A 26,131-nucleotide genomic window follows, 5' to 3' on the forward strand; every position below is an offset into this window, starting at 1 on the left:
GTTAAAAGCCCGGTTATTCGAAACTGGGCAGGTAGCTGTCGGCATTGTCGTAGACCATGGTCAACACCACCGTTTCAGGCGGCAGTTCGGGGGCAAGTTGGGCGATGGCAACCATGTTGGCGGCCGAAGACAGCCCCAGGCTGATGGCATCGGTGCGCATGATGCGTTTGATCATGTCCAGGCAATCGGCGTGCGACACCTTGAGCATGCCGTCGATCACGTCCAGGTTGAGGATGCTGGGGATCAGGCCGATCGACAGGCCCTGGATCCCGTGCGCCGCGTGCCGGTCTTTGAGCAGGTCGCATTCTTCCGGTTCTACGCCCATCACTCGCAGCGCGGGCCAGGCGGCCTTGAGGGTTTCGCCGATACCGGTGATGTGGCCCCCTGTGCCTATGCCGCTGACGAAGTAGTCCACGCGCTGTTCACCGAAGGCGCGCAGGATTTCCGGGGCGGTGGTGTCGCGGTGGGTTTGGGGGTTGGCGCCGTTGCGTTGCTGGTTGAGCATCACGTAGTTGGGGTTCTCCAACTGCAGCTCCATGCACTTTTCACCGTGTGAGTTATTGCCCAGGCGACTGTCGGACAGCACTACCCTGGCACCGTACAGCCGCAGCAGCTTCTGTTTTTCCGGGCTGTAGTTGTCAGGGATCACCAGCACCACTTTGTAGCCCAGCACGTTGCCGGCCATCACCAGGCCAATGCCGGTGTTGCCGCCACTGGGTTCGATGATGGTCTGCCCGGAATCACGGATCAGCACACCGCGGCGCTCGGCATCCAGGATCATGCCCAGGGCGATGCGCGCCTTGTGGCTGCCGCCGGGGTTGAGGGACTCCAGCTTGGCGTAGACCTCGATGCCGAGGTCTTCGGAAAACTGGGCCAGACGCACGATCGGCGTTTGGCCGATGACGTCGAGAATGGAGTTATGCAGCATCAGCACGTCCCCACTATCAGTACAACGGCATGTCAGGTTCGACGTCGCGAACCCAATGTTTCATGCCACCCTGCAGGACTTTGGTGTTGGCAAAGCCGGCTGCCAACAGGGTGCTGGCGGCTTGCTCGGCACGGGCGCCTGCGTAGCAGATCAGGTAGTGGGTGTTGTCGCGGCTCAGGCTGGCGAGCTGCCCATCCAGTTCTGCCAGCGGGATATGCACCACGCCGGGTAATTTGCACACCTCCAGTTCGCTGGCGTCACGCACATCCAGCAATACATCGGCGCTGCTGGGGTGTTCGAGCACTTGCTTGAGCCCTTGGGGCTTGATGTAGCGTTCTGCGGCCAGGGAGGGCTGGTTCGGTACGGCATCGGCGCAGGTGGCCGGCGCGACGGTTTCGCTGTGGCGCAGGTCTGAACAGCAGGGGCAGTCGGCGCGGCGCTTGAAGCGGATCTCGCTGAACTTCATCGCCAGTGCGTCGAAGCGCATCAAGCGGCCGGACAAGGGTTCGCCAATGCCGATCAGCAATTTGATCGCCTCGGTGGCCTGGATCATGCCGACCACGCCCGGTAACACGCCGATCACACCGCCCGCGCTGCAATTGGGCGCCAGCTCAGCGGGCGGGGCCTTGGGGAACAGGCAGCGATAGCACGGCCCACCTTTATAGTTGAGCACGCTGATCTGCCCGTCGAAACGGTAGATGGCGCCGTACACCAAAGGTTTGCCCAACTGCACACAGGCGTCGTTGACCAGGTAGCGGGTGTCGAAATTGTCGGTGCCGTCGATCACCAGGTCATAGGCACCCACCAGTTCCAGGGCGTTGTCAGTGTCGAGCGCGGTGTTGTGCGCATTGATCTGGATATAGGGGTTGAGGTCCAGCAGGCGCTGCTTGGCGGACTCGACCTTGGGCATGCCCAGGGTGCTGTTGCCATGCACAATCTGGCGTTGCAGGTTGCTGCTTTCCACCACGTCAAAGTCCACCAGGCCCAGGGTGCCGATGCCGGCCGCCGCCAGGTACAGGCTGATGGGCGAGCCCAGGCCGCCGGTACCGATGACCAGCACCTTGGCTTTCTTCAGGTTCAATTGGCCCTCGCGGCCGACGCCCGGCAGGGTGATGTGGCGCACATAGCGCTGCACTTCTTCGTTGCTCAGGGTGTCGATGTCCATGCCGCCGGAGGTGGCGAGCAATACTTCGATCCGGGCTTTTGCTGGCAGGGGTTCATCGGCGTCTATCAGCGCCTCCTCGGCGGTAAACAGGAAGTGTTCCTTGAGCTGGTCGTTCTTTTCATGGAACAGGTGCTGACGCAATTGGGGGTGATGGGTGCAGAGATTTTCAATGACTTCGCGCAATGTCGATCCGGCGCCCTCAAGGGTCGATTCCGGCAGCTTGGCCACGCGAACCAGAATGTCGGGGAAAGAGACAGCGTTCATGGACAACTCCGTGTGCAGGTCGTTGAAAGGTTGAAGGGAGAAATGCTTGCCATCCCAGGCAAACAGCTTGGAGCCCAGGGCCTGGCCCTGACGAACATCCACCACCAGGTAACTGACGGGGAAGATCGGCTCGCCCAGGAACAGTGCCTTGTCCTGGTCTTCGTCACTGAAATAGGCGCCCACATCCGGGTGTGAGTGGTAGATCACCACCACCGGGTTGTCGCTGCGAAACGCCTTGTTCATCAGCAGGGTGTCGGCCACCGAAAAGGTGTAGCCGTTGGCCGCGCTGCGTGGGTACATCTGGGGGTTCTTGCGGTGCAGCTCATTCTGGATATTGCTGCCCAGGTACACGCTGCCGTCGGCGAAGACAAAACCACAGCATTCCTCGGGGTAGCTGCGGCTGGCGTGGGCGTAGATCTGTTCCAGGGCGGTGGGGCGGAGGACGTCCATGTTTCTCTCGCGTTGGTTGAGGGTCACTTTTTCTTGGCCATGAGTTTTTCGATCGGCAACTTGGTGATCGCAAAGCCGGCCAGCAGGATCGCCGAATACAGCATCAGGTCGCGGGAAATTTCCACGCCTTCGTACCAGGCACCGATGATGACCGCGAACACCGGGAAGATGATGAAGACGAATGACAGGATGATCGGGCTCAGGCGCTTGAGCAGCATGAAATACACAATGAACCCGCCCACCGAGGCCACCAGGCCCAGGTAGAACAGCGCGCTCCAGGAACGCAGGGTGATGGCGTCGAACGTCGGCGTTTCAAACCACAGGCCGGCCAGGAACAGCATCAGCCCGGCAATGCCGATGGGCAGGGTGTTGTAGGTGATGACGCTGATGGCGCTGCCTTTTTGCTTGGTAATGACATAGCACAAGGCGTGCATGATCGCGGCGCTCAGAATGGCCAGCACCCCGAGGAACTCGGCGTGGTCCAGGTGCAGGCCCTGGCTCCTGATGATCATGTAGAGGCTGCCGAAACCGATGCCGATGCCGACCACTTGGGAGAAGTAAATGCGTTCACGCAGGAACAGCGCCGAGAAGATCAGGATGAACACCGGCATGCAGCTGAACAGCAGGGCGGTGAGGCCCGACGACACATGCATTTCGCCGTAATTGAGCAAATAGTAGGGAACGCTGAAGTAGGACAGGGTCACGAATACGAAGAACCAGCGGCTTTCCCGGGGAAACAGGATCGGCTCACGGCGCACCATGGCAAAACACAGGAACAGCGGAAACGCGATGAGAAAGCGCAGGCCGGCGGATGTCAGCGGCGGCACGCTCTCGACGGCGATCTTGATGCCCAGCCAAGTAGTGCCCCAGCTCAGGCAAACGATCAGGAACATCACGCTGGTCACCAGCCCGGCGAGCCACTGTTTTTGCGTTTTTGTTTTTGCAGTGTTTTCGAGAACGGCGGACATTGGCATCGTTTATTGCTTCCCTGAGCCGGAATTGAACTCTATATTGAACTTGTAATGAGTTATGTTTATCGGCGATTGAACCCGTAAAAGCACACTATTAGGGCGAAAGATGGCTGTCAAAACAAATATTGACATGGTGTCAATTATGCGTGAGGGCTTGTCCAACGGGCAGGGCGTGAAGTACAAGCGCCTGTCCGATGTGATGGAACGGGGCATCCTCGAAGGCTTGATTGAACCGGGACGAAAACTGCCGCCCCATCGGGTGCTTTCCGACAATTTAGGCGTGACCATCGGCACCATCAGCCGGGCCTACGGTGAACTGGAGCGCCTGGGCCTGGTGGTTGCACGGGTAGGTGACGGCACCTTCGTGCGCAAGCGTGGGATGGAGCGCCAGCGTGATGAGGGCTTTCGCAATTTCAGCGAGGAGCCGCGCCAGTACTTCGACATGAGCCGCAACATGCACATTCCCGGGCAAGAGACGGTGTTTCTCGCCCAGAGCTTTCAAACCCTGTCGACCAACGCCAAGTTCCTCCAGGACATCAGCGCCTACACCCCGGACGCCGGCCTGCCGCGTTACCGTGAAGCGGGCGCGCAATGGCTGGTGCAGCGCGAGTTTCATCCGATTCCCGAGCAGGTCATCTGCGTCAACGGCGGCCAGCACGGCTTGCTGTGCGCCATGATGGCCCTGCTGCGCGCTGGCGATACGGTGGTCACCGAGCAATTGACTTACCCCGGGCTGATTACCGCTGCGCGCATGCTGGGGGTGCGGCTGATCGGCCTGGAGATGGACGAGGAGGGTGTGCTGCCCACGGCGCTGGATGAGGTCTGTCGTAATCACCGGATTTCGGCGTTGTATTGCACGCCGACTATCCAGAATCCGACCACCGCCGTGTTATCGGTTGCGCGCCGCGAAGCCTTGGCCAGGGTGTGTCGCGAACATAACCTGCTGATTCTGGAGGACGAAGCCCACGGTGTGCTGGTGGAGGACCGTCCGCCGCCCCTCAGCTATTTCGCGCCTGAACGTACGATCTTGATCAGCAGCCTGAGTAAGGCGGTGTCAGCCGGTTTGCGGGTGGGCTACGTGCATGCGCCACCTGCGCTGGTCAGCCGCATCTCGGCGGCGATCCGTTCGACCTGCTGGATGGCCACACCTGTGACCTTGGAACTGGCGACCCAGTGGATCGAAAACGGCACGGCGGAATATTTGTTGCGTCAGCAGATCAACGAGATCAGCCGGCGCAAGACGTTGGTCGAAGATCTATTGACCGGCCTGGCTTATCGCACCCACCTCAACAGCCCGCACTTCTGGATCGAAGTGCCGGAGCCCTGGCGGGCCTCGGAAATCGAGGCGGAGCTCAAGCAGAACAATTACCTGATCGCCACCGCCGAGGCGTTTGCCGTGGGGCAGACGGCGGTGCCGCAGTTTATTCGGGCGAGTATCTGCAACACGTCGGGCGATGATCAGTTACTGCGCGAGGGGTTTGATGCGCTGGCGACGGCGTTGGGGCAGGGAGGCGGGCGGTTTCATCTGTAAATCCGCGTTACCGTTGCTCGTTCCCACGCTCTGCGTGGGAATGCATCTTGCGACGCTCCGCGTCGCTATTGCGGGACGCGGAGCGTCCCAGGCGGCGTTCCCACGCAGAGCGTGGGAACGATCAGATCAGGCGACAGAGATCACTTGAAGCGCCGCTCCACACCCTTCTCCACCAAAATCTTCGCCGAAATCTCTTCCACCGAAAAATGCGTGGAATTGATGTGCGCAATATTCTCGCGGCGGAACAGATTTTCTACTTCACGCACTTCAAATTCACACTGGGCATAGCTGGAGTAGCGGCTGTTGGGCTTGCGTTCGTTGCGGATGGCGGTCAGCCGGTCCGGGTCGATGGTCAGGCCGAACAGCTTGTGTGAATGCGCGCGCAAAGCGGCGGGCAGGGTCAGGTGTTCCATGTCATCTTCGGTCAGCGGGTAGTTGGCCGCACGAATACCGAACTGCATGGCCATGTACAGGCAGGTCGGGGTCTTGCCGCAACGCGATACGCCCACCAGGATCAGGTCGGCCTTGTCGTAGTAGTGGGTGCGGGCGCCGTCGTCGTTGTCGAGGGCGAAGTTCACCGCCTCGATACGCTCCATATAGTTGGAGTTATGCCCGATGGAGTGGGACTTTCCGACGGAATAGGACGAATGTTCACTCAACTCCTGTTCCAGCGGCGCCAGGAAGGTAGAGAAAATGTCGATCATGAAACCATTCGACGTTGCGAGAATCTCACGAATGTCTTGATTGACGATGGTGTCGAAAATGATCGGGCGAAAACCGTCTTTTTCAGCCGCCAGATTGATTTGTTGTACCATGGCCCGCGCTTTATCCACGCTGTCTATATAAGGCCGGGTGAATTTGGCAAAGGTAATGTTTTCGAACTGCGCGAGCAGGCTCTGGCCCAATGTTTCGGCTGTAATGCCGGTGCCGTCGGAAATAAAGAAAGCAGATCGTTTCATTTGAGCCCTGGGCCTTAAGCTGATGGCGAATCTTGGATATGATAGGCGCGATTTTGCCGTCCCGCAGTGGGCCGCATTCTCACTTATTTTCCAGGTCCAGGCCACAAGCGCTGGCGTTAGCTCCTACTGAGCAACCCGCGTCCTGAGCTTTTCCAACACAGAAAGTGGAGAGATCACCTTGGTAGAGTACGTAGTTTCCCTCGATAAGCTCGGCGTCCATGATGTAGAGCATGTGGGGGGCAAGAACGCATCCCTCGGCGAGATGATCAGTAATCTTGCAGGCGCTGGTGTCTCGGTGCCCGGTGGTTTCGCCACCACGGCCCAGGCTTACCGCGACTTCCTCGAGCTGAGCGGCCTCAACGCCCAGATCCACGCCGCGCTGGACGCACTGGACGTCGATGATGTCAACGCCCTGGCCAAGACCGGCGCCCAGATCCGCCAGTGGATCATGGAAGCCGAGTTCCCCGAGAAGCTCAACGAAGAAATTCGCACCGCCTTCGCCACCCTGTCGGCCGGTAACCCGGACATGGCTGTTGCCGTGCGTTCCTCTGCTACCGCCGAAGACTTGCCGGACGCCTCCTTTGCGGGCCAGCAGGAAACCTTCCTCAACATTCGCGGCGTCGAAAACGTGATCCGCGCGGCCAAGGAAGTGTTTGCCTCCCTCTTTAACGACCGTGCGATTTCCTACCGCGTACACCAGGGTTTCGACCACAAGCTGGTGGCCCTGTCTGCCGGCGTGCAGCGCATGGTACGTTCGGAAACCGGCACGGCCGGTGTGATGTTCACTCTGGATACCGAATCCGGTTTCCGTGACGTGGTGTTTATCACCGGCGCCTACGGCCTGGGCGAAACCGTCGTACAAGGCGCGGTCAACCCCGACGAATTCTACGTACACAAGGGCACCCTCGAAGCGGGTCGCCCGGCCATCCTGCGCCGTAACCTGGGCAGCAAGGCCATCAAGATGATCTACGGCGACGAGGCCAAGGCCGGTCGCTCGGTTAAAACCGTTGACGTCGACAAGGCCGAGCGCGCGCGTTTCTGCCTCACCGACGCTGAAGTCAGCGAGTTGGCCAAACAAGCGATGATCATCGAAAAGCACTACAAGTGCCCGATGGACATCGAGTGGGCCAAGGACGGTGACGACGGCAAGCTGTACATCGTGCAGGCGCGCCCGGAAACCGTGAAGAGCCGCACCTCGGCCAACGTCATGGAACGCTACCTGCTCAAGGAAACCGGCACCGTGCTGGTGGAAGGCCGTGCCATTGGCCAGCGCATTGGCGCAGGCAAGGTGCGGATCATCAAGGACGTGTCCGAGATGGACAAGGTCCAGCCAGGTGACGTACTGGTTTCCGACATGACCGACCCGGATTGGGAACCGGTGATGAAGCGCGCCAGTGCCATCGTCACCAACCGTGGCGGGCGTACCTGCCACGCGGCGATCATCGCCCGTGAACTGGGGATTCCGGCCGTCGTGGGTTGCGGCAACGCCACCCAACTGCTCAAGGATGGCCAGGGCGTGACCGTGTCCTGCGCCGAAGGCGATACCGGCTTTATCTTCGAAGGTGAGCTGGGCTTCGATATCAAGCAAAACTCCATCGACGCCATGCCCGACCTGCCGTTCAAGATCATGATGAACGTCGGCAACCCGGACCGCGCCTTTGATTTCGCGCAATTGCCGAATGCCGGTGTGGGCCTGGCCCGCCTGGAATTCATCATCAACCGCATGATCGGCGTGCACCCCAAGGCACTGCTGAACTATGACGGTCTGCCGCTGGACATCAAGGAAAGCGTCGACAAGCGCATCGCCGGCTACAACGACCCGGTAGGTTTCTACGTCGAGAAACTGGTTGAAGGCATCAGCACCCTGGCTGCGGCGTTCTACCCGAAAAAGGTCATCGTGCGCCTGTCGGACTTCAAGTCCAATGAATACGCGAACCTGATCGGCGGCAAGCTCTACGAGCCAGAGGAAGAAAACCCGATGCTGGGCTTCCGCGGCGCCTCGCGTTACATCAGCGAAGCCTTCCGTGACTGCTTCGAGCTCGAATGCCGTGCGCTCAAGCGCGTGCGCAACGAGATGGGCCTGACCAACGTCGAGATCATGGTGCCGTTCGTGCGCACCCTGGGCGAAGCGAGCCAAGTGGTGGACCTGCTGGCCGAAAACGGCCTGACCCGTGGCGAGAACGGCCTGCGCGTGATCATGATGTGCGAATTGCCGTCCAACGCCATCCTGGCTGAAGAGTTCCTGGAGTTCTTCGACGGTTTCTCCATCGGCTCCAACGACCTGACCCAGTTGACCCTGGGCCTGGACCGCGACTCGGGGATCATCGCCCACCTGTTCGACGAGCGTAACCCGGCGGTCAAGAAGCTGTTGGCCAACGCCATCCAGGCCTGTAACAAGGCGGGCAAGTACATCGGTATCTGCGGCCAAGGCCCTTCGGACCACCCTGACCTGGCCAAATGGCTGATGGAACAGGGAATCGAGAGCGTTTCGCTGAACCCCGATTCCGTGCTGGAAACCTGGTTCTTCCTGGCTGAAGGCCAAGCGTCCGCCTAAGATCGCCTGGTCAAAAGTGCCGGTCACTCGTTGCGGGTGACCGGCATTCTTATCTGTACAGGGCGGGAATCCTTGCGGACGCCGCCCTTTTTTGTGCAAGAGCATTATGCAAAGCAGCAGCAATCTATTTCCTGTCGCCCTGATCAGCGCTGAACGTCGTGGCGACCTGAGTGAAGATGTCTATCGGCTCAAACCCGGTAACAGCCCGGACGGCACCGTCGAGTTGGCGGTGACCCGTTTGGGCCTGGCCGATGTCCCGGAAAACCGGGGCACGCCGATTATTTTATTGCATGGCAGCTTTTCCAACCGGCGCTTCTGGTACTCGCCCAAGGGCATCGGCCTGGGGGCATACCTGGCGCGTCGCGGATTTGATGTGTGGATCCCGGAAATGCGCGGCCATGGCTTGTCCAAGCGCAATCACGACTACGCCAGAAACCATGTCGCCGATTACGCACGCTACGATTTGCCGGCTGTGGGGGCGTTTGTGTCTGAGCAAAGCGGGCAGGTTCCGCACTGGCTCGGGCATTCCCTCGGCGCCACCACCTTGGCTGCGGCCTTGGGCGGGCAGCACTTGGATGCATCTGCGGTGGCATCGGTGGCGTTGTTCGGCTGCCAGGTCAGTCGTACCCATTGGCCGTTGAAAATCCCACCGGTGCAGTGGGGTGGGCGCTTTATTCTCAAGCGCCTTGGCCACCTGTCCGGCCCGCGCTTCAAGCGTGGGCCCGAGGACGAACCGGCTGGCGTGATGATCGAAGCGATGCGTTGGAACGGCCTGTTCGGCCGGTTTGGCGATGCCGAGCATGACTGGTGGAAAGGCTTGGCGCAGGTCGATGTGCCGCTGTTGGCGGTGAGCGCAGCGGGCGACCGACAAGACCCAGACTGGGCCTGCCGCAAGCTCTTCGAGCAAGTGGGCAGCGAGCATCGCCAGTACCTGTGCCTGGGGCGTCAGCAAGGTTTCAGCGAGGATTTCGGCCATGTGCAGATGCTGGTCAGCAAAGCCGCCCAGGCCCAAGTGTGGCCTTTGGTCGAGCGTTGGTTGAACGACCCGCTGACACCTTTATTCGGCACGCAACCCGAGGTGGCTGCAACGGTTTGACGAAACGCTCTGCCAGGGGCGTTTCACTCTTGAAGGGTTGCGGCTAAGATATGACGCGCCACGCGGTTCTGGTCATATTCAGTCGCGCAACGTGTATTGCGTTGCGCTGATCGGGGTTTGATCATGGCCGCCGCCAACGAGCAGGCACTTAAAGAATGCCTGTCGCGAGGCGTTTTCTTGATGTACACCGTGGATGTTCGACCTCTTCTTTGATGACAGGAGTTTCTCGATGAACCATTACGTGACCCCCGACCTGTGTGACGCCTACCCGGAGCTGGTGCAGGTAGTGGAGCCGATGTTCAGCAACTTCGGTGGCCGAGACTCCTTTGGCGGCGAGATAGTCACCCTCAAATGCTTCGAGGATAACTCCCTGGTCAAGGCGCAGGCTGACCTGCCGGGCGCTGGTAAAGTGCTGGTGGTCGACGGTGGCGGTTCCCTGCGCTGCGCGCTGCTGGGTGACATGATTGCCGAGAAAGCCGCGAAAAACGGTTGGGAAGGGCTGGTCATCTACGGGTGTATCCGTGACGTCGACGTCATTGCCCAGACCGACCTGGGCGTGCAGGCCCTGGCCTCGCATCCGAAAAAAACCGACAAGCGCGGCCTTGGCGACCTGAACGTGGCGGTGACATTCGGGGGCGTGACGTTCCGCCCCGGTGAGTACATTTACGCCGACAACAACGGGGTGATCGTGTCGCCCAGCCCACTGAAAATGCCTGAATAAACTGCCGTAACCGATTGGGGTGAGGATGTTCGAAGAAGAAAACGCGCAATGGGGGCTGGTGCATGCCCTGGTGCTGGACGGTAAAGGCGGTGCGCGTTCGATTGCCCGGACTGAGCTCGACGATCTGCAGTTGCAGCCCCAGGAAAGCCTGTGGCTGCACTGGGATCGCAGCCATCCTCAAACCCAGACCTGGCTGCGTAAATCCAGCGGCCTGAGCGAGTTTGCCTGTGACCTGCTGCTGGAGGAGAACACTCGCCCACGCCTGTTGCCGCTGCCGGACGCCGAATTGCTGCTGTTCCTGCGCGGGATCAATCTCAACCCAGGCGCCGAGCCCGAAGACATGGTGTCGGTGCGCATCTTCGCCGCTGCCAACCGAGTGATCTCGTTGCGTTTGCGCCCCTTGCGCGCCACCGATGAGTTGCTGGTGCAACTGGCAGACGGTAAAGGCCCCAAGACGGCATCCGAGCTCATCCTTTATATGGCTCAGTACCTGACCAATAAAGTGCAGGATCTGGTCGCTGGCTTGTCTGAAATCGTCGATTCCGAGGAAGAAAAACTCGATGCCGACGAACGGTATACCCCGGAGCATGGCAGCGTTCTGCAGATACGTCGAAGAGCCGCCGGACTCAAGCGCTTCCTGGCTCCCCAGCGGGATATTTTTGCCCAGCTCACGCGAATCAAATTGGCGTGGTTCTGCGACGACGATGCCGACTATTGGAATGAATTGCACAACAGTCTGACCCGTTACCTGGAAGAGCTGGAATTGGCCAGAGAGCGCGTGGGGCTTGTGCTTGAGGCCGAAGACCGGCGTTTGAGCCTGCGCATGAACCGCACCATGTACCGCTTCGGGATCATCACCGGGATCTTCTTGCCGATGAGTTTTCTCACCGGTCTGCTCGGTATAAATGTGGGCGGCATTCCGTTCTCCGAGAGCCCTTATGGATTCATGATTGCGTGCCTGTTGATGGTGTCTGTGGCATTGGGGCAATGGTGGTTATTTCGACGATTGCGCTGGGTTTGACCTGAATATGACCTGAACGTAAGAAAGGGCCGATGTGACCCGATGAATTTTACCCTCGTCTTTTAAATCACTTGCGAGAGGTCTCTATGCACGATCCGTTCGAACAGTCTTTGCGTGACATGCTCAATGCTTCGCCATCCAACCGTGATGACGATGCTTGCCTGGGCCGCGTACTGAAAACCGCCAACCGTCAGGTAGGGGCGGGTGACCTGTTCGGTCTGCTCGGGCGTTGGGTGCCGGCATTGATGATGGCCCTGAACAACGGTTCGGCCCATGTGTCACCGGTTTCCCGTCGTAAACCTCTTGCTAGCACTGCTGATAAGGCTGATTGAATATGGAACTTGATCTCTGGACCCAGAGCCTGGTCACCGCGATGACCGCATTGTGGACCAAGGTGGCGAATTTCATTCCCAACCTGTTTGGTGCCCTGGTCCTGGTATTGCTGGGTTTTGTCGTCGCCAAGCTGCTCGATACCCTGCTGTCCAAATTGCTCGCCAAACTGGGCCTCGATCGCCTGATGGCCGGCACTGGCCTGACCAAATTGCTTGGCCGCGCGGGGTTGCAAGTACCGATTTCGACCCTGATCGGCAAGATCGTCTATTGGTTCGTTCTACTTATTTTTCTGGTTTCTGCGGCGCAGTCCCTTGGACTTGAGCGAGTTTCAGCTACGCTCGACATGCTGGCACTGTATTTGCCGAAAGTGTTCGGCGGCGCGCTGGTGCTGCTGGTGGGGGTTTTACTCGCGCAATTGGCCAACGGGCTGGTGCGCGGGGCCGCCGAAGGCGTGGGCTTGGACTACGCGGCGGGCCTGGGGCGAATCGCCCAGGGGCTGGTGATCATCATCAGTATTTCTGTCGCGATCAGCCAGTTGGAGGTCAAAACTGACCTGCTCAACCACGTGATTGTGATTGTTTTGATTACCGTTGGTCTGGCAGTTGCGCTGGCCATGGGGTTGGGAAGCCGGGAAATTGCCGGTCAGATTCTTGCGGGAATCTATGTGCGTGAGCTGTATCAAGTTGGGCAACAGGTGCGTGTGGGCGAGGTCGAAGGGCAAATCGAGGAGATCGGCACAGTCAAGACGACCGTGCTGACCGATGACGGGGAACTGGTGTCGCTGTCTAACCGGATTCTCCTGGAGCAGCAGGTCAGTAGCCGCTAATCCGGCAAATCCTGCTAATGTACGCCGCCGCAAACCCGGGTGACCGGGTTGCAGCGGACATTGACCTGACTGTCGGCACGACTTGTTTTGAATAAAGCCCAAACGCTGTCCACGCGCTATGACCCCCGTGAGCTCTCTGATGAGGAGTTGGTCGCGCGCTCGCACACGGAGCTGTTTCACGTAACACGCGCGTACGAAGAATTGATGCGCAGGTATCAACGCACTCTGTTCAACGTTTGTTCAAGGTATTTGGGGAACGATAGAGACGCGGATGATGTCTGTCAGGAAGTGATGCTCAAGGTGCTATACGGCCTGAAGAACTTCGAGGGCAAATCGAAGTTCAAGACCTGGCTGTACAGCATCACGTACAACGAGTGCATCACGCAGTATCGGAAGGAACGGCGAAAGCGTCGCCTGATGGACGCTTTGAGTCTGGACCCCCTTGAGGAGGCGTCTGAAGAGAAGGCGCCGGCACCCGAGGAAAAGGGCGGACTTGATCGCTGGTTGGTGCATGTGAACCCGATTGACCGCGAAATTCTGGTGCTTCGATTTGTCGCAGAGCTGGAATTTCAGGAAATCGCTGACATCATGCATATGGGTTTGAGTGCTACAAAAATGCGGTACAAGCGTGCTCTTGATAAATTACGTGAGAAATTTGCGGGCGAGACTGAAACTTAGTGCGTAGCAAATATCTCTTACGTGTAGGCAAGTTCTGTTAGACTTGTCGCCGAGTTGTCCCCCGGTTTGTGGGACTGCTTTACAATCACCAGATGGGGATTTAACGGATGAAACTGAAAAACACCTTGGGCTTGGCCATTGGTTCTCTTATTGCCGCTACTTCTTTCGGCGTTCTGGCACAAGGCCAAGGCGCAGTTGAAGGCGAGCTGTTCTACAAGAAGCAGTACAACGATAGCGTTAAGCACATCGAAGACGGCTTCAACCCAGGCGCTCGCATTGGTTACTTCCTGACCGACGATCTGTCGTTGAATCTGTCGTACGACAAGACCAACCACACCCGTTCGAACGACGGCACTGGCAACCAGAAGATCAAAGGTGACACTGGCAGCCTCGTTGCTCAGTACCACTTCGGTCAGGCTGGCGTTGATAGCCTGCGTCCATACGTTGAAGGCGGTTTCGGCCACCAGAGCCGTGGCAACGTGCGCGCTGACGGCCACACCGGTCGCGATCAGACCACTTTCGCTACCATCGGTACCGGCGTGAAGTACTACTTCACCAACAACCTGTACGCTCGTGCTGGTGTTGAAGCTGACTACGGTCTGGACAACGGCAAGTGGGACTACTCCGCACTGGTCGGCCTGGGCGTGAACTTCGGCGGTAACGCTGGCGCAGCAGCTCCAGCTCCTACCCCAGCACCAGCTCCAGAGCCAGTTCCAGAGCCAGAAGCTCCGGTTGCTCAGGTTGTTCGTGTTGAGCTGGACGTTAAGTTCGACTTCGACAAGGCCGTTGTTAAGCCTAACAGCTACGGCGACGTTAAAAACCTGGCCGACTTCATGGCTCAGTACCCAGCTACCAACGTAGAAGTTGCTGGTCACACTGACTCCGTAGGTCCAGACGCTTACAACCAGAAGCTGTCCCAGCGTCGTGCTGACGCTGTTAAGCAAGTCCTGGTTAAAGACGGCGTTGCTCCTAGCCGTGTAACTGCTGTTGGTTACGGCGAATCCCGCCCAGTTGCTGACAACGCAACTGAAGCTGGTCGCGCTGTTAACCGTCGCGTAGAAGCGTCGGTTGAAGCTACCGCTCAGTAATTACTGAGTAGTAAAGAAAAGCCCGGCTCAGGCCGGGCTTTTTTTCGCCTGCGATTTGCCTCAGGCGCTTGCCGCAGCGGCGATGCTAGCCATCTGTGCGGCGCCGGCAACCTGGCCAATCACCAGGATGGCCGGGCTTTTGAGTGCAAAGGCTGTTGCAGCTTCATGCATGGCCGCAAGCGAGCTGCGGCATTCGCGTTGTTGGGGCAATGAAGCGTTTTCGATCATTGCCACCGGCATATCCGCAGCCATGCCGCCGTTGAGCAGCTGTTCGCGGATTTCGTCCAGCTTGGCCACGCCCATATACACCACCAGCGTGGTTCCACCCTCCGCCAGCGCACGCCAGTTCAAGCTGCTGTCATCCTGGGTATGCGCGGTGACCAAGGTCACTCCACGGCTCACCCCGCGCAAGGTCAACGGGATGTCACACTGGGTCGCCCCGGCCAGCCCTGAGGTGATGCCATTGACCAATTCCACCTCGACACCACGCTCGCGCAGCCAGGTTGCCTCTTCGCCACCGCGGCCAAAAATACATGGGTCACCGCCTTTAAGGCGTACCACGCACTTGCCCTGGCGTGCATAACGCAGCATCAGGCGGTGAATAAACTCCTGCGGGGTAGAGCGGCAGCCGCCGCGCTTGCCGACGGTAATCACCCGGGCGCTGGCGCAGTGTTCCAGTACTGCCGGGTTGACCAAGTCATCAATCAGCACGACGTGCGCTGCCTGCAGAGCCCGGACCGCCTTGAGGGTCAGCAACTCCGGATCACCCGGCCCTGCGCCTACCAGCCATACTTTTGCGCTCATGTTGTTCCCCTTACACACTGATGGCGATTGGCTGCGGGTTGCTGGCCAAAAGACGTTTGATTTCCGGCACGCAGGAGCCGCATTGGGTGCCGCAGCCCAGTGCCTGTTTGAGGCCATCCAGGTCCAGGCCGCTGCCGATACCGGCACACACGGCGTTTTCGCTGACGTTCTTGCAGTTGCACATAATCTTGTTGCTGGCCGTGGTACCGCCCGGTGGCGCGCTCAAGGGCGCCAGTAACCAGCGCCGCAGTTGCTCGTCGGCCCGGCCTTCCAGCCACAGGCTTTGCAGCCAGTGACGGGCCAGGGTTTCGCCGGCCAGGCGCAGGGCGGTAATGCGGCCTTTCTCGATTTTCACGCGCTTGCCGATTGAGCGGCGCGGGTCGTCATAGGCCATTACCGGGCCGTCGTTGAGGCCCAGCAGGTGGTCGATGCGGGTCAACAGTTGCAGGTCGGGCGCCTCGGTATGCGCGGCGCGCACCAGCAGCGCGGGGCGTTCACGGCCAGCCAGGCTCAGGCTGACGTAGGCAAAGGTTTCACACAGTGGGCGCAACGCTTCGAAGTGCTGCTGCACATCGCCTTCGATCAGCGCAAACAGCTGCCATGGCAGTTGCACTGCTTCCAGGCGCACGCCGCTGTGCTTGAGCTCCGGCTGCTTGGACAAAGGGTCGAACGCCGGTTGAGTGAGGGTATTAACGCCGCCCTTGAGAAAGCGGTCGCCCCAGTGCATGGGCAGAAACGCTTGGCCGGGGCGCACGCTGTCATCGCTGCAAACGGCGACGATCACACTGCCGCGACGGCTTTTCAGGCTGACCAGGTCACCCTCTTTGAAGCGGTGGCGGCGCAGCTCATCCGGATGCAGGCTCAACAGCGCCTCACTGACGTGCCCGAACAACTGGGCGGCGGTGCCGGTGCGGCTCATGCCGTGCCATTGATCACGCAGGCGGCCGGTGATCAGGGTCAACGGGAATCGCGCATCGCGTTGTTCTTTAGCGGCGCGATAAGGCTCGGCGACAAAGCGCGCCCGCCCAGTGTCAGTAGGGAAAATGCCGTCGGTGTACAGGCGCGAAGTACCCGCCTGGGCACCCTCGGGAAAGGGCCACTGCTGCGGGCCGATCCGGTCGAGCAGGGCATGGCTGATGCCGGACATATCCAGGTCACGGCCTTGGGTCAGTGGCTTGAATTCATCAAACAGCTGCGCCGCTTGTTCAAAGGCGAACAGGCTCGGCAACCCCGGACGCAGACGGCGCTCCAGGCGCTGGGCGAAATCCACCGTGATCGCCCAATCCGCGCGTGCTTCACCCGGTGGGTTGATGGCGCGGCGCACGTGGGAAATACGCCGCTCGGAGTTGGTCACCGTGCCGTCTTTTTCACCCCAACTGGCGGCGGGCAGTAGCAGGTCGGCATAGGCGGCGGTTTCGGTGGTACGAAACGCTTCCTGCAACACCACGAACGGGCACGCGGCCAAGGCGGCGCGCACTGCGTTCTGGTCGGGCAGGGATTGGGCAGGGTTGGTACAGGCGATCCACAGTGCCTTGATCTTGCCAGCCTGCATCTGTTCAAACAGTTCGATGGCGGTAAGGCCGGTGGTCGCCGGCAGTTGTTCCACGCCCCAATAGGCCGCCACTTCAGCGCGGTGTTCAGGGTTGGCCGCGTCGCGGTGGCCCGGCAGCAAGTTGGACAGGCTGCCGGTTTCGCGCCCGCCCATGGCGTTCGGTTGGCCGGTCAGGGAAAACGGCCCACAACCCGGGCGGCCAATGGTCCCCGTGGCTAAATGCAGGTTGATCAACGCGCTGTTTTTGGCGCTGCCGGCGGTGGACTGGTTAAGCCCCATGCACCACAGCGACAAAAAGCTGCTGGAGGTGCCGACCCACTGCGCACACAGGCGTAACTGTTCGACGCTGATACCGCACAGCTGCGTGACCATCTGCGGCGTGTAGTCATGCACCAGGCGCTTGAGTTCGGCCAAGCCGTCGGTGTGGGCCTGGATAAACGCGCGGTCCACCCAGTCTTCCCACAGCAACAGATGCAAGATCCCGTGGAACAACGCCACATCCGTTCCTGGCAAGATCGCCAAGTGCAGGTCGGCCAAATCGCAGGTGTCAGTACGCCGAGGGTCAATCACCAGCACTTTCATGTGCGGGCGTTGCGCCTTGGCTTGCTCCAGGCGCCGGAACAATACCGGATGGGCGTAGGCCATATTGCTGCCGACGATCATCACGCAGTCGCTGTTTTCCAAGTCTTCATAACTGCACGGCGGTGCATCGGCGCCCAGGCTGCGCTTGTAGCCGACCACTGCCGACGACATGCACAGCCGGGAGTTGCTGTCGATATTGTTGGTGCCCACCAACGCACGGGCCAACTTGTTGAAGCTGTAGTAGTCCTCGGTCAGCAGTTGCCCGGAGATATAGAACGCCACACTGTCGGGCCCGTGTTCGGCAATGGTATCGGCGAACACGTTGGCCGCGTGGTCCAGGGCGGTGTCCCAGTCGGTGCGGGTGCGTGCCAGGTCTTTGCCCAAGCGTAATTGCGGGTAGAGCGCGCGGGCGCTCAAGTCGCCGGTCAAGTGCAGGCTGGCGCCTTTGCTGCACAACTTGCCGAAGTTGGCCGGATGGCTGGGGTCGCCTTGCACCCCCAGGATCTGTTCGCCGTCATGCTCGATCAGCACGCCGCAACCCACCCCGCAATAACAGCAGGTGGACGCGGTGGTCTGGCGGTTCATCAACCCGCGTCCCGCAGGGCCAGCATCACCCGGCCGTTTTCCACCCGGGCCTGGTGATGGTGGGCACAGCCGATATCCGGGGCCTGGGCTTGGCCGGACTCAAGGTCGATCTGCCAATTGTGCAATGGGCAGGCCACGCGCTTGCCATAGATCAAACCTTGGGACAGCGGCCCGCCCTTGTGCGGGCAGCGGTCGTCGAGGGCAAAGACTTCGTCGTCACTGGTGCGAAAAATCGCGATGTCACCTTTCGGCCCGCTGATGATGCGCGAGCCCAGGGCGTTGATTTCATCGAGGGCGCAGATATCCAGCCAGTTCATAGCGAGACCTCCAGTTGTTTGACAGGGATCACGTCGAATTCCTTTTTCAGCAGCGGCTGTTCCAGGCGTTCCTTCCACGGGTCCTGCTCGAATGACAACGAGAACTGCAAACGCTCATTGAGGGCCTGGCGGCGCGCTGGGTCTTCCAATACAGACTTCTTGATATGCTCCATGCCCACCCGCTGCAGGTAGTGCACGGTGCGCTCCAGATAGAAGGCTTCTTCGCGGTACAACTGCAGGAACGCGCCGTTGTATTCGCGTACTTCCTCCGCGGTTTTCACCTTGACGAAGAACTCCGCGACTTCGGTCTTGATCCCGCCGTTGCCGCCGATGTACATCTCCCAGCCCGAGTCGACGCCGATAATGCCCACATCCTTGATGCCCGCTTCCGAGCAGTTGCGTGGGCAACCGGAGACCGCCAACTTGACCTTATGGGGCGACCACATATTGAACAGGTCATGCTCCAGCTCGATGCCCAGTTGTGTGGAGTTCTGCGTACCAAACCGGCAGAACTCGCTGCCCACACAGGTTTTGACGGTGCGGATGGATTTGCCATAGGCGTGCCCGGACGGCATATCCAGATCCTTCCACACACCTGGCAAGTCCTGCTTCTTGATACCGAGCAAGTCAATGCGCTGGCCACCGGTGACCTTGACCATCGGCACGTTGTACTTGTCGGCCACATCGGCGATGCGGCGCAGCTCCGAAGGGTTGGTCACACCGCCCCACATCCGTGGCACCACAGAATAGGTGCCGTCTTTTTGAATATTGGCGTGGGCCCGTTCGTTGATCAGCCGTGATTGCGGGTCGTCCTTGGCTTCGCCGGGCCAGGTGGAGATCAGGTAATAGTTGAGCGCCGGGCGGCAGGTGGCGCAGCCATTGGGGGTGCGCCAGTTCAAGTAGCGCATGGTGCTGTCGATGGTCAGCAGGTGCTGCTCGCGAATGGCCTGGCGGATCTGCCCGTGGTTGAGGTCGCTGCAGCCGCAGATGGCTTTTTCACTTTTGGGCTTGACGTCGGCGGCGCCGCCCACGGTGTTGATCAGGATCTGCTCAACCAGCCCGGCACAGGAACCGCAGGAACTGGCGGCCTTGGTGTGTTTTTTCACCTCATCGACACTGAACAACCCTTGTTCCTGGATCGCCTTGACGATGGTGCCCTTGCACACGCCGTTGCAGCCGCAGACTTCGGCGCTGTCGGCCATGCTCATGGCTTTGTCCTGGCCTTGGTGGCCGACATCGCCGAGTGCATTTTCACCGAACATCAGGTGATCGCGGATTTCACCGATGGCGTGATTCTCACGGATCTGGCGGAAATACCAGCCGCCATCGGCGGTATCGCCGTACAGGCAGGCGCCGACCAGAATGTCGTCCTTGATCACCAGCTTTTTGTACACGCCACCAATCGGGTCGGAGAGGGTGATGGTCTCGGTGCCTTCGCCGCCCATGAAGTCGCCAGCGGAGAACAGGTCGATGCCGGTGACTTTAAGTTTTGTCGAGGTCACCGAGCCCTTGTAAGTGGCAAACCCCAGTTGGGCCAGGTGGTTGGCGCAGACCTTGGCCTGTTCGAACAACGGCGCCACCAAGCCATAGGCGATGCCGCGATGGCTGGCGCATTCACCGATGGCGTAGATGCGCGGATCGTAGGTTTGCATGGTGTCGTTGACCAGAATCCCACGGTTGCAGGGGATGCCCGACTTTTCCGCGAGTTCGGTGTTGGGGCGGATGCCGGCAGCCATCACCACCAGGTCGGCGGGGATGATGTCGCCATTTTTGAACTGCACCGAGCCGACGCGGCCATTGCCGGCATCGTGCAGGGCCTGGGTCTGCTCGCACAGGCGGAACACCAGGCCGCGACTTTCCAGTTCGGTTTGCAGTAGCTGGCCGCTGGTCTTGTCCAGTTGCCGCTCCAGCAGCCATTCACCGATGTGCACCACCGTCACGTGCATGCCGCGCAGCATCAGGCCGTTGGCCGCTTCCAGGCCGAGCAGGCCGCCGCCGATCACCACTGCATGCTTGTGAGTCTTGGCGGTGTCGATCATCGCTTGGGTGTCGGCGATGTCGCGGTAGCCAATTACGCCCTGCAGGGTATTGCCGGGAATCGGCAGGATAAACGGCGTGGAACCGGTGGCGATCAGCAGGCGGTCATATTCGGCCTCGGTGCCGTCTTCGGCGATGACTTTGCGCTTGACCCGGTCGATCTGCACCACTTTGCGGTTGAGCAGCAGTTTGACGTTATTGTTCAGGTACCAATCCAGGTCGTTGAGCACGATCTCTTCGAAGGTTTGCTCACCGGCCAGTACCGGCGACAGCAGGATGCGGTTGTAGTTGGTGTGAGGCTCGGCGCCGAACACGGTGATGTCGTACAGCTCGTTGCTCAGCTTGAGCAGTTCTTCCAGGGTGCGAACCCCGGCCATACCGTTGCCGATCATCACCAGTTTGAGTTTTTTCATGTCGTTCTCCGCAATGGCTCGACAAATCGTGCGCAAACAAAAAAGGCGTCCCCGCTAGTCAGCTAGCGAGGACGCCTTTGTCCTGGTCCCGTTCTCTCGGGAAGCTCGGCCCTTCGTCGTTGAAGGAGCGGCTATATGTGGGGTGTTGGGAAAGCTAATGCAGCAGCTGTGCCAAGTCCCTATAGCCCCAGTTTTACTGGGCGTTTACACGCAGAACCGGCGGATTCTGCCCGTTAGTGGTGCAGCAGCCAGTACAACAGCACCAGATTGAGCAGCATTGAAGCCACCGCCAGGGTTTGCCAGACCTTCAAGGGTTCGCGTTCGAGCAAGGGCCGTGGGCGTAGGCTCAATTCGCGGCGGTCGGCCTGCTCCAGCACCAACAGCCATTCTTCGGCGGTTTCATAACGTTGGGCCGGGGCAGCGGTCACCGCCCGTTCCAGGCTGTGTGGTAACCACTCCGGCAAGTCGGGGCGATAACGGCTGGCGCTGACGGGCTGGTTAAATCTGGGCCGTTGGAAGGCCTCGATTTCACCGTAGGGGTAATGCCCGGTCAGCAGGTAATACAAGGTCACGCCGACGCTATACAAATCCTGTTGCGCCGTAGGCTGCTCGCCAGCGAACGCCTCGGGCGCGATAAAGCTCGGGGTACCGGGCAGCAGGTGGGCACGGTCCTCGGAAAGCCCAGGGCAATAGGCCAGGCCGAAGTCCAGCACCCGCAGTTCGCCATCTTCTCCCAGCAGCAGGTTTTCCGGCTTGATGTCGCGGTGCAGGATCTGCCGGCGATGCAGCAGGCCCACGGCGCGCAGCAAGCGTTCGGCAATCGACTGCCATTGTGCCAATGGCAGCGGGCCCTGTTGTTGGAACAGTTGGGCCAGGGTTTGCCCGGCGTATTCGCGCATCACGTAGTACAAATGCTGACGGCCACTGGCGGCATGCACTTCGGGAAAAGCACGGCCGGCGACCCGGCGCAGAAACCACTCTTCTGATAACAAGGCCTGGGCCGCATCGGTATCGTCGCAACGTAACGGTAAGGTCTTGAGCAGCCAGGGTTGCCCCTGGGCGTCGTGCACGCGGTACAACAACGACTGCCGACTCTGCGCCAGCACGCTTTGCACCTGCCAGCCTTCAAAGGTTTGCCCGACTTTCAGCGGTGGCGGCAGTGGCCATTGCTGCAACTGCACCAGAGCGTCGCCGAGGGTGGCGGCGCCGAGTTGATCGATGCGCACCAGCAAGGCGCTGGCGTTGTCTTGGCTACCCGCCAGGTGGGCGGCGTTGACCAGTGTGTTGACGGCCAGATCGAGGTCGCTTTGTTCGCGCAGTATCGCGCCGATGCTGTGATCGCCCAGCGTGGCCCACACCCCATCGCTGAGCAGCAGGAAACTTTCGCCCTCGCGCAATGGACCATCGAGGAAGTCCAGCACCAGGTGCTGATCCAGGCCGAGGGCGCGCTTGAGCACATGCTGCATCCCCGGCTGTCCCCACACATGGTCTTCGCTGATGCGTTGCAACTCGCCGTCAAGCCAACGATACGCCCGGCAATCACCGACATGGGCCAGGGTGAAACGTTGGCCGCGAAACACCAGGGCGCTCAGGGTGGTGAGCAACGGTTGCCCGCCGCCGTTGGCTTGCAACCAGCGATTCTGCGCCAGTAACAGACGCTCCAGCGCCTGGGCCACGCTCCAGGTCTGTGGCGTGGCGTAGTAGTCCAGGGCCAGGGCCTGCAAGGTCGAGCGTGCGGCCAGGCCACCGTCGGCGCACTGGCTGACGCCATCGGCCAGTGCGCACAGGTAGCCTTTGCTCGCGGCCAGTTCCGCCATCGGTGTGACCACCCGCAGCGCATCCTGGTTTTCGCTGCGCGGGCCGATGGCACTGGCCTGGGCGACGCTCAGTCGTAGGCTCATCAGACGCGGGCGGCGGTCACGGCGGCCGAACCCCAGGTGGTTCTCCAGCGCCGTTTCACCCCATGCAGGCCGAACCACGCCAGCACACCGAGGCTGGCGAACAACCACAGGGCCAGTTGATAGCTGCCGGTGCTCTGCTTGATAGCGCCCATGCCCGCCGCGAGGGCGAAGCCACCAATGCCACCGGCCATGCCGATCAGCCCGGTCATGACGCCGATCTCACTGCGAAAACGCTGCGGCACCAGTTGGAATACCGCGCCATTCCCGGCGCCCAGGCCGAGCATGGTGCAGACGAAAAGCGCCAGCGCCGCGTAGGAACTGGGCAGGTTGAACCCCACTGCCGCAATGCAGATCACCGCCACGCTGTACATGCCGAGCAGAGTCTTGATCCCGCCGAACCGGTCTGCCAAGGCGCCGCCCAAGGGGCGCATCAGGCTGCCGCCGAACACACAGGCGGCGGTGTAGTAGCCGGCGGTCACCGGGCTCAGGCCGTACTGGTCGTTGAAGTAGCCGGGCAGGGCGCTGGCCAGGCCGATAAACCCGCCGAAGGTCACGCTGTAGAAGAACATGAACCACCAGCTGTCACGGTCGCCCAGGGCCTTGAAGTAGTCGGCCATGGCTTTGGCTTTTGGCCGCTGAGGGGCATTGCGCGCCAGCCAGGCGAACACGATCAGGGTCAGCACCAGTGGGATCAGCGCAAAACCGAACACGTTGCTCCAACCAAACGCGGCCGCCAGCACGGGCGCCAGCAGCGCGGCAAACACGGTACCGGAGTTGCCGGCGCCGGCGATGCCCATGGCCTTGCCCTGATGCTCCGCCGGATACCACTGCGACGCCAAGGGCAGGGCGACCGCGAAGGACGCGCCGGCCATGCCCAGGAACATGCCCAGCAGCAGCGCTTGTTCGTAACTGTGGATCCCCAGTTTCCAGGCGCAGAACAGCGCCACGATCACAATCACCTGGCCAATCAGCCCGGCGGTCTTGGGCGACAGCTTGTCGGCCAGCATCCCCATCAAGAAGCGCAGCACCGCGCCCGCCAGGATCGGTGTGGCCACCACCAGGCCACGTTGTTGGGTGGTCAGGTGCAAGTCAGCGGCAATCTGCACCGCCAGGGGGCCCAACAGGTACCAGACCATGAAGCTCAGGTCGAAATACAGGAACGCGGCAAACAGGGTCGGGGTGTGCCCGGATTTCCAGAAGCTTGATTTCATCACGCACCTCAACGGTTGGGGGTCTAGAAACGAAAAAACGCCGCCACCGGGTTCGCGAGGGCAAACCGGGTGGGCGACGTCTTTGTCGTGGAGGGGCAACCGCCGTTGGCTACCTGTGATAATTCTTTAGCAAGAGCTGAGCCACATCAGCCGAGCAACTCGCTCATGGCAATAATCTGCTCTGCCACCTGGATCAGTTTCTGTTGACGGCTCATGGCCTGGCGGCGCATCAGGGTGTAGGCCTCTTCTTCGTTACAGCTCTTCATCTTCATCAACAGGCCCTTGGCCAATTCGATGCGCTTGCGTTCGGCCAGTTGCTGGTCGCGGGCATGAAGCTGGGCGCGCAGGGCCTGGTCACTTTCGAAGCGCGCCATGGCCACATCGAGGATCGGTTGCAGGCGCTGGGCCTGAATGCCTTCAACGATATAGGCACTGACGCCGGACTTGATGGCCTGGCGCATCACATTAGGGTCGTGCTCATCGGTAAACATCACGATGGGCCGGGGCTGATCGCGGCTGACCAGCACCACTTGCTCCATCACATCGCGCCCGGGTGACTCGGTATCGATCAGGATCACATCCGGGCGCACTGTTTCGACGCGTGCGGGCAGGTCAATGGTCAAGCCGGACTCATCGATCACCTCAAAGCCGGCCTCGGTCAATGCGGCCTTGAGGCGCCCGACCTTGCGCGGGGTGTCGTTGATCAACAGGATTCGCAGCATCGTCGGGCTCCTGTCAGCGCAGCGCTTGGCGGTTGGCGTTATCGGCCAAGGCGTGGAGGTGGAAGCTGCGCGCATAGCCGGCGGGGTCGCTGCCGTCCCAGGTCTTGCCGTCGAGCAACTGGCTACGGCGCATGTCCGAGTTGCCTTCGGCAATGCCCAGCGCCTCAGCCGCCTGGCGGTACAGCGCCAGTTGCTGCACCTGCCGGGCGACGCCCAGGTAGTCCGGGTCTTCACGCAGCAAGCCCCAGCGCCGGAACTGGGTCATGAACCACATGCCATCGCTGAGGTAGGGCAGGTTCACCTCGCCGTCGGCGAAAAAGCGCAGCGCATGGGGATCCTGCCACTGGTTGCCCAGGCCGTCGTCATAGTGCCCCAGCAGGCGTGGTTCGATGCAAGCCACAGGCGCATCGAGGTATTCAGGGGCACTGAGCAACTGGGCGGTAGAGCGGCGGTTTTCACGGCTCTGCTCGATAAACCGGCTGGCCTCGAGGATCGCCATGACCAGCACGCGTGCGGTATTGGGGTACGCGTCAACGAAGGCTTGGGTGCAGCCCAGGACTTTTTCCGGGTGGTCCGGCCAGATCGCCTGGCTGGTCGCCAGGGTGAAGCCCTGGTTCTGTTGCACTGCGCTGGCGCACCAGGGTTCACCCACGCAAAGGCCATCGATGCGTCCGGCTTGCAGGTGCGCCACCATTTGTGGCGGCGGCACTACTACGCTGTTCACATCCTGCAAGGGATGAATGCCTTGGCTCGCCAGCCAGTAATACAACCACATGGCGTGGGTGCCGGTGGGAAACGTCTGGGCGAAGGTGAGTTTTGTCCGGCTTTGGTGCACGTGGCGTTTCAATGCTTCAGGAGTGATCACCCCTTGCTGTTGCAGGCCATGGGAGAGGTTGATGCCCTGGCCATTCTGGTTCAGCCCCATCAGCACCGCCATGGGGCTGGGGGCGACGCCGCCGATGCCCAGGTGTACGGCATAGATCAGCCCGTAGAGACTGTGGGCGGCGTCCAATTCACCGGTGACCAGCTTGTCGCGCAGGTTGGCCCAGGACGCCTGGCGCTTGAGGTTGAGTGTGAGGCCGTAGGGTTGGGCGAAGCCCTGGGTGGCGGCGACCACCAGCGAGGCGCAATCGGTCAGGGCCATGAACCCAAGGTCCAGGCTGCTCTTTTCCGGGGCATCGCTGCCGTTTACCCAAGCCAGTGGATCGTTCATCAATACCTGCCTTTTTCTGAAAAAAAAGCGCCGTTTCCCTGGTTGGCGTATAGGCCATTGCAGGGGAACGACGCCTTTGTCCGTAGGCCCGTGCCGCCGTTGGTGCGAGCCTGATCCAGAGTGCAAAGCAAGGCACATGCCATGGGCAGGACGTCGCAGTTGGCCGTCAACTTTCCATCATGATTGATCCTCGTGCGCCTCGCAGTATG

The 26,131-nt window shown here is 60.5% G+C and carries 21 protein-coding genes; 9 read left to right on the forward strand and 12 right to left on the reverse strand.

From position 1 onward, the window contains the following. Nucleotides 1-13 precede the first annotated feature (13 nt). Genes QK296_RS04790 through QK296_RS04800 form a run of 3 tightly spaced genes read right to left on the reverse strand, consistent with a single transcriptional unit; the run spans nucleotide 14 to nucleotide 3,775 of the window. Entirely contained in the window at nucleotides 14-928 is a 915-nt protein-coding gene (locus QK296_RS04790; RefSeq protein WP_003193306.1) for a PLP-dependent cysteine synthase family protein, read from the reverse strand. A 16-nt stretch (nucleotides 929-944) separates the two neighbouring features. Continuing rightward, a complete protein-coding gene (gene moeB / locus QK296_RS04795; RefSeq protein ID WP_137205278.1) occupies nucleotides 945-2,807 on the reverse strand; it encodes a molybdopterin-synthase adenylyltransferase MoeB in 1,863 nt (620 codons plus the stop codon). 23 nt (nucleotides 2,808-2,830) lie between these two features. Continuing rightward, nucleotides 2,831-3,775 (reverse strand): EamA family transporter, encoded by a 945-nt coding sequence (locus QK296_RS04800; RefSeq protein WP_032900824.1) that lies wholly within the window; start codon nucleotides 3,773-3,775, stop codon nucleotides 2,831-2,833. 109 nt (nucleotides 3,776-3,884) lie between these two features. On the opposite strand from QK296_RS04800, the gene QK296_RS04805 reads away from it, so the two are divergent. Then, entirely contained in the window at nucleotides 3,885-5,309 is a 1,425-nt protein-coding gene (locus tag QK296_RS04805; protein WP_003193301.1) for a PLP-dependent aminotransferase family protein, read from the forward strand. A gap of 140 nt (nucleotides 5,310-5,449) precedes the next feature. Here the strand turns inward: QK296_RS04805 and QK296_RS04810 are convergent, their stop codons facing one another. Then, entirely contained in the window at nucleotides 5,450-6,268 is an 819-nt protein-coding gene (locus tag QK296_RS04810) for a pyruvate, water dikinase regulatory protein (protein WP_003193298.1), read from the reverse strand. A gap of 178 nt (nucleotides 6,269-6,446) precedes the next feature. Here QK296_RS04810 and ppsA point away from each other — a divergent pair, with 178 nt between their 5' ends. The 8 genes from ppsA to QK296_RS04850 all read left to right on the forward strand — a co-directional run bounded on the left by ppsA (nucleotide 6,447) and on the right by QK296_RS04850 (nucleotide 14,585). After that, nucleotides 6,447-8,822 (forward strand): phosphoenolpyruvate synthase, encoded by a 2,376-nt coding sequence (gene ppsA, locus QK296_RS04815; RefSeq protein WP_032895796.1) that lies wholly within the window; start codon nucleotides 6,447-6,449, stop codon nucleotides 8,820-8,822. Between the two features lie 106 nt (nucleotides 8,823-8,928). After that, nucleotides 8,929-9,918, forward strand: a complete 990-nt coding sequence (locus tag QK296_RS04820; RefSeq protein ID WP_003193294.1) for an alpha/beta fold hydrolase — start codon at nucleotides 8,929-8,931, stop codon at nucleotides 9,916-9,918. A 229-nt stretch (nucleotides 9,919-10,147) separates the two neighbouring features. Further along, nucleotides 10,148-10,639: a ribonuclease E activity regulator RraA gene (gene rraA, locus QK296_RS04825; protein WP_003193293.1), complete on the forward strand. Its 492-nt coding sequence runs from the start codon at nucleotides 10,148-10,150 to the stop codon at nucleotides 10,637-10,639. A gap of 25 nt (nucleotides 10,640-10,664) precedes the next feature. Continuing rightward, nucleotides 10,665-11,660: a zinc transporter ZntB gene (locus QK296_RS04830; protein WP_003193292.1), complete on the forward strand. Its 996-nt coding sequence runs from the start codon at nucleotides 10,665-10,667 to the stop codon at nucleotides 11,658-11,660. 86 nt (nucleotides 11,661-11,746) lie between these two features. Then, a complete protein-coding gene (locus QK296_RS04835; protein WP_003193290.1) occupies nucleotides 11,747-11,992 on the forward strand; it encodes a hypothetical protein in 246 nt (81 codons plus the stop codon). A gap of 2 nt (nucleotides 11,993-11,994) precedes the next feature. Next, on the forward strand, nucleotides 11,995-12,819 hold the full coding sequence (locus QK296_RS04840) for a mechanosensitive ion channel domain-containing protein (RefSeq protein ID WP_003193288.1): 825 nt from the start codon (nucleotides 11,995-11,997) through the stop codon (nucleotides 12,817-12,819). An 87-nt stretch (nucleotides 12,820-12,906) separates the two neighbouring features. After that, nucleotides 12,907-13,497 carry an RNA polymerase sigma factor SigX gene (gene sigX / locus QK296_RS04845; RefSeq protein ID WP_003193286.1) on the forward strand — a complete coding sequence of 197 codons (591 nt, stop codon included), beginning with the start codon at nucleotides 12,907-12,909 and terminating at the stop codon, nucleotides 13,495-13,497. Nucleotides 13,498-13,604: 107 nt separating this feature from the next. After that, on the forward strand, nucleotides 13,605-14,585 hold the full coding sequence (locus QK296_RS04850; RefSeq protein ID WP_003193285.1) for an OmpA family protein: 981 nt from the start codon (nucleotides 13,605-13,607) through the stop codon (nucleotides 14,583-14,585). Between the two features lie 60 nt (nucleotides 14,586-14,645). On the opposite strand, the gene cobA is transcribed toward QK296_RS04850, so the two are convergent. The 8 genes from cobA to QK296_RS04890 all read right to left on the reverse strand — a co-directional run bounded on the left by cobA (nucleotide 14,646) and on the right by QK296_RS04890 (nucleotide 25,922). Then, nucleotides 14,646-15,389: a uroporphyrinogen-III C-methyltransferase gene (cobA, locus tag QK296_RS04855; RefSeq protein ID WP_003193282.1), complete on the reverse strand. Its 744-nt coding sequence runs from the start codon at nucleotides 15,387-15,389 to the stop codon at nucleotides 14,646-14,648. Nucleotides 15,390-15,399: 10 nt separating this feature from the next. After that, entirely contained in the window at nucleotides 15,400-18,108 is a 2,709-nt protein-coding gene (locus QK296_RS04860) for a nitrate reductase (RefSeq protein ID WP_282390656.1), read from the reverse strand. Then, nucleotides 18,108-18,425 (reverse strand): nitrite reductase small subunit NirD, encoded by a 318-nt coding sequence (gene nirD / locus QK296_RS04865; RefSeq protein ID WP_003193279.1) that lies wholly within the window; start codon nucleotides 18,423-18,425, stop codon nucleotides 18,108-18,110. The genes QK296_RS04860 and nirD overlap by 1 nt, the downstream gene beginning before the upstream one ends. Continuing rightward, a complete protein-coding gene (gene nirB, locus QK296_RS04870) occupies nucleotides 18,422-20,875 on the reverse strand; it encodes a nitrite reductase large subunit NirB (RefSeq protein WP_282390657.1) in 2,454 nt (817 codons plus the stop codon). Before nirB ends, nirD begins: the two co-directional genes overlap by 4 nt. A gap of 233 nt (nucleotides 20,876-21,108) precedes the next feature. Next, nucleotides 21,109-22,776, reverse strand: coding sequence for a bifunctional protein-serine/threonine kinase/phosphatase (locus tag QK296_RS04875; RefSeq protein ID WP_169856792.1), 1,668 nt, complete (start codon nucleotides 22,774-22,776; stop codon nucleotides 21,109-21,111). After that, entirely contained in the window at nucleotides 22,776-23,987 is a 1,212-nt protein-coding gene (locus tag QK296_RS04880; RefSeq protein ID WP_003193275.1) for a nitrate/nitrite transporter, read from the reverse strand. Before QK296_RS04880 ends, QK296_RS04875 begins: the two co-directional genes overlap by 1 nt. Before the next feature lie 146 nt (nucleotides 23,988-24,133). Continuing rightward, nucleotides 24,134-24,709 (reverse strand): ANTAR domain-containing protein, encoded by a 576-nt coding sequence (locus QK296_RS04885; RefSeq protein ID WP_003193274.1) that lies wholly within the window; start codon nucleotides 24,707-24,709, stop codon nucleotides 24,134-24,136. A gap of 13 nt (nucleotides 24,710-24,722) precedes the next feature. Beyond that, nucleotides 24,723-25,922, reverse strand: a complete 1,200-nt coding sequence (locus QK296_RS04890; RefSeq protein WP_120248450.1) for a CmpA/NrtA family ABC transporter substrate-binding protein — start codon at nucleotides 25,920-25,922, stop codon at nucleotides 24,723-24,725. Nucleotides 25,923-26,131: the final 209 nt, after the last annotated feature.

Source organism: Pseudomonas sp. AL10 (assembly GCF_029960685.1).
Lineage (GTDB): Bacteria > Pseudomonadota > Gammaproteobacteria > Pseudomonadales > Pseudomonadaceae > Aquipseudomonas > Aquipseudomonas lactis.

Excerpts from the sequence above, each read along its gene's own strand:
- QK296_RS04790 (WP_003193306.1), bottom strand. The coding sequence starts at position 928 with ATGCTGCATAACTCCATTCTCGACGTCATCGGCCAAACGCCGATCGTG.
- moeB (WP_137205278.1), bottom strand. The coding sequence starts at position 2,807 with ATGGACGTCCTCCGCCCCACCGCCCTGGAACAGATCTACGCCCACGCC.
- QK296_RS04800 (WP_032900824.1), bottom strand. The coding sequence starts at position 3,775 with ATGTCCGCCGTTCTCGAAAACACTGCAAAAACAAAAACGCAAAAACAG.
- QK296_RS04805 (WP_003193301.1), top strand. The coding sequence starts at position 3,885 with ATGGCTGTCAAAACAAATATTGACATGGTGTCAATTATGCGTGAGGGC.
- QK296_RS04810 (WP_003193298.1), bottom strand. The coding sequence starts at position 6,268 with ATGAAACGATCTGCTTTCTTTATTTCCGACGGCACCGGCATTACAGCC.
- QK296_RS04820 (WP_003193294.1), top strand. The coding sequence starts at position 8,929 with ATGCAAAGCAGCAGCAATCTATTTCCTGTCGCCCTGATCAGCGCTGAA.
- rraA (WP_003193293.1), top strand. The coding sequence starts at position 10,148 with ATGAACCATTACGTGACCCCCGACCTGTGTGACGCCTACCCGGAGCTG.
- QK296_RS04830 (WP_003193292.1), top strand. The coding sequence starts at position 10,665 with ATGTTCGAAGAAGAAAACGCGCAATGGGGGCTGGTGCATGCCCTGGTG.
- QK296_RS04835 (WP_003193290.1), top strand. The coding sequence starts at position 11,747 with ATGCACGATCCGTTCGAACAGTCTTTGCGTGACATGCTCAATGCTTCG.
- QK296_RS04840 (WP_003193288.1), top strand. The coding sequence starts at position 11,995 with ATGGAACTTGATCTCTGGACCCAGAGCCTGGTCACCGCGATGACCGCA.
- QK296_RS04850 (WP_003193285.1), top strand. The coding sequence starts at position 13,605 with ATGAAACTGAAAAACACCTTGGGCTTGGCCATTGGTTCTCTTATTGCC.
- cobA (WP_003193282.1), bottom strand. The coding sequence starts at position 15,389 with ATGAGCGCAAAAGTATGGCTGGTAGGCGCAGGGCCGGGTGATCCGGAG.
- QK296_RS04860 (WP_282390656.1), bottom strand. The coding sequence starts at position 18,108 with ATGAACCGCCAGACCACCGCGTCCACCTGCTGTTATTGCGGGGTGGGT.
- nirD (WP_003193279.1), bottom strand. The coding sequence starts at position 18,425 with ATGAACTGGCTGGATATCTGCGCCCTCGATGAAATCAACGCCCTGGGC.
- nirB (WP_282390657.1), bottom strand. The coding sequence starts at position 20,875 with ATGAAAAAACTCAAACTGGTGATGATCGGCAACGGTATGGCCGGGGTT.
- QK296_RS04875 (WP_169856792.1), bottom strand. The coding sequence starts at position 22,776 with ATGAGCCTACGACTGAGCGTCGCCCAGGCCAGTGCCATCGGCCCGCGC.
- QK296_RS04880 (WP_003193275.1), bottom strand. The coding sequence starts at position 23,987 with ATGAAATCAAGCTTCTGGAAATCCGGGCACACCCCGACCCTGTTTGCC.
- QK296_RS04885 (WP_003193274.1), bottom strand. The coding sequence starts at position 24,709 with ATGCTGCGAATCCTGTTGATCAACGACACCCCGCGCAAGGTCGGGCGC.
- QK296_RS04890 (WP_120248450.1), bottom strand. The coding sequence starts at position 25,922 with ATGAACGATCCACTGGCTTGGGTAAACGGCAGCGATGCCCCGGAAAAG.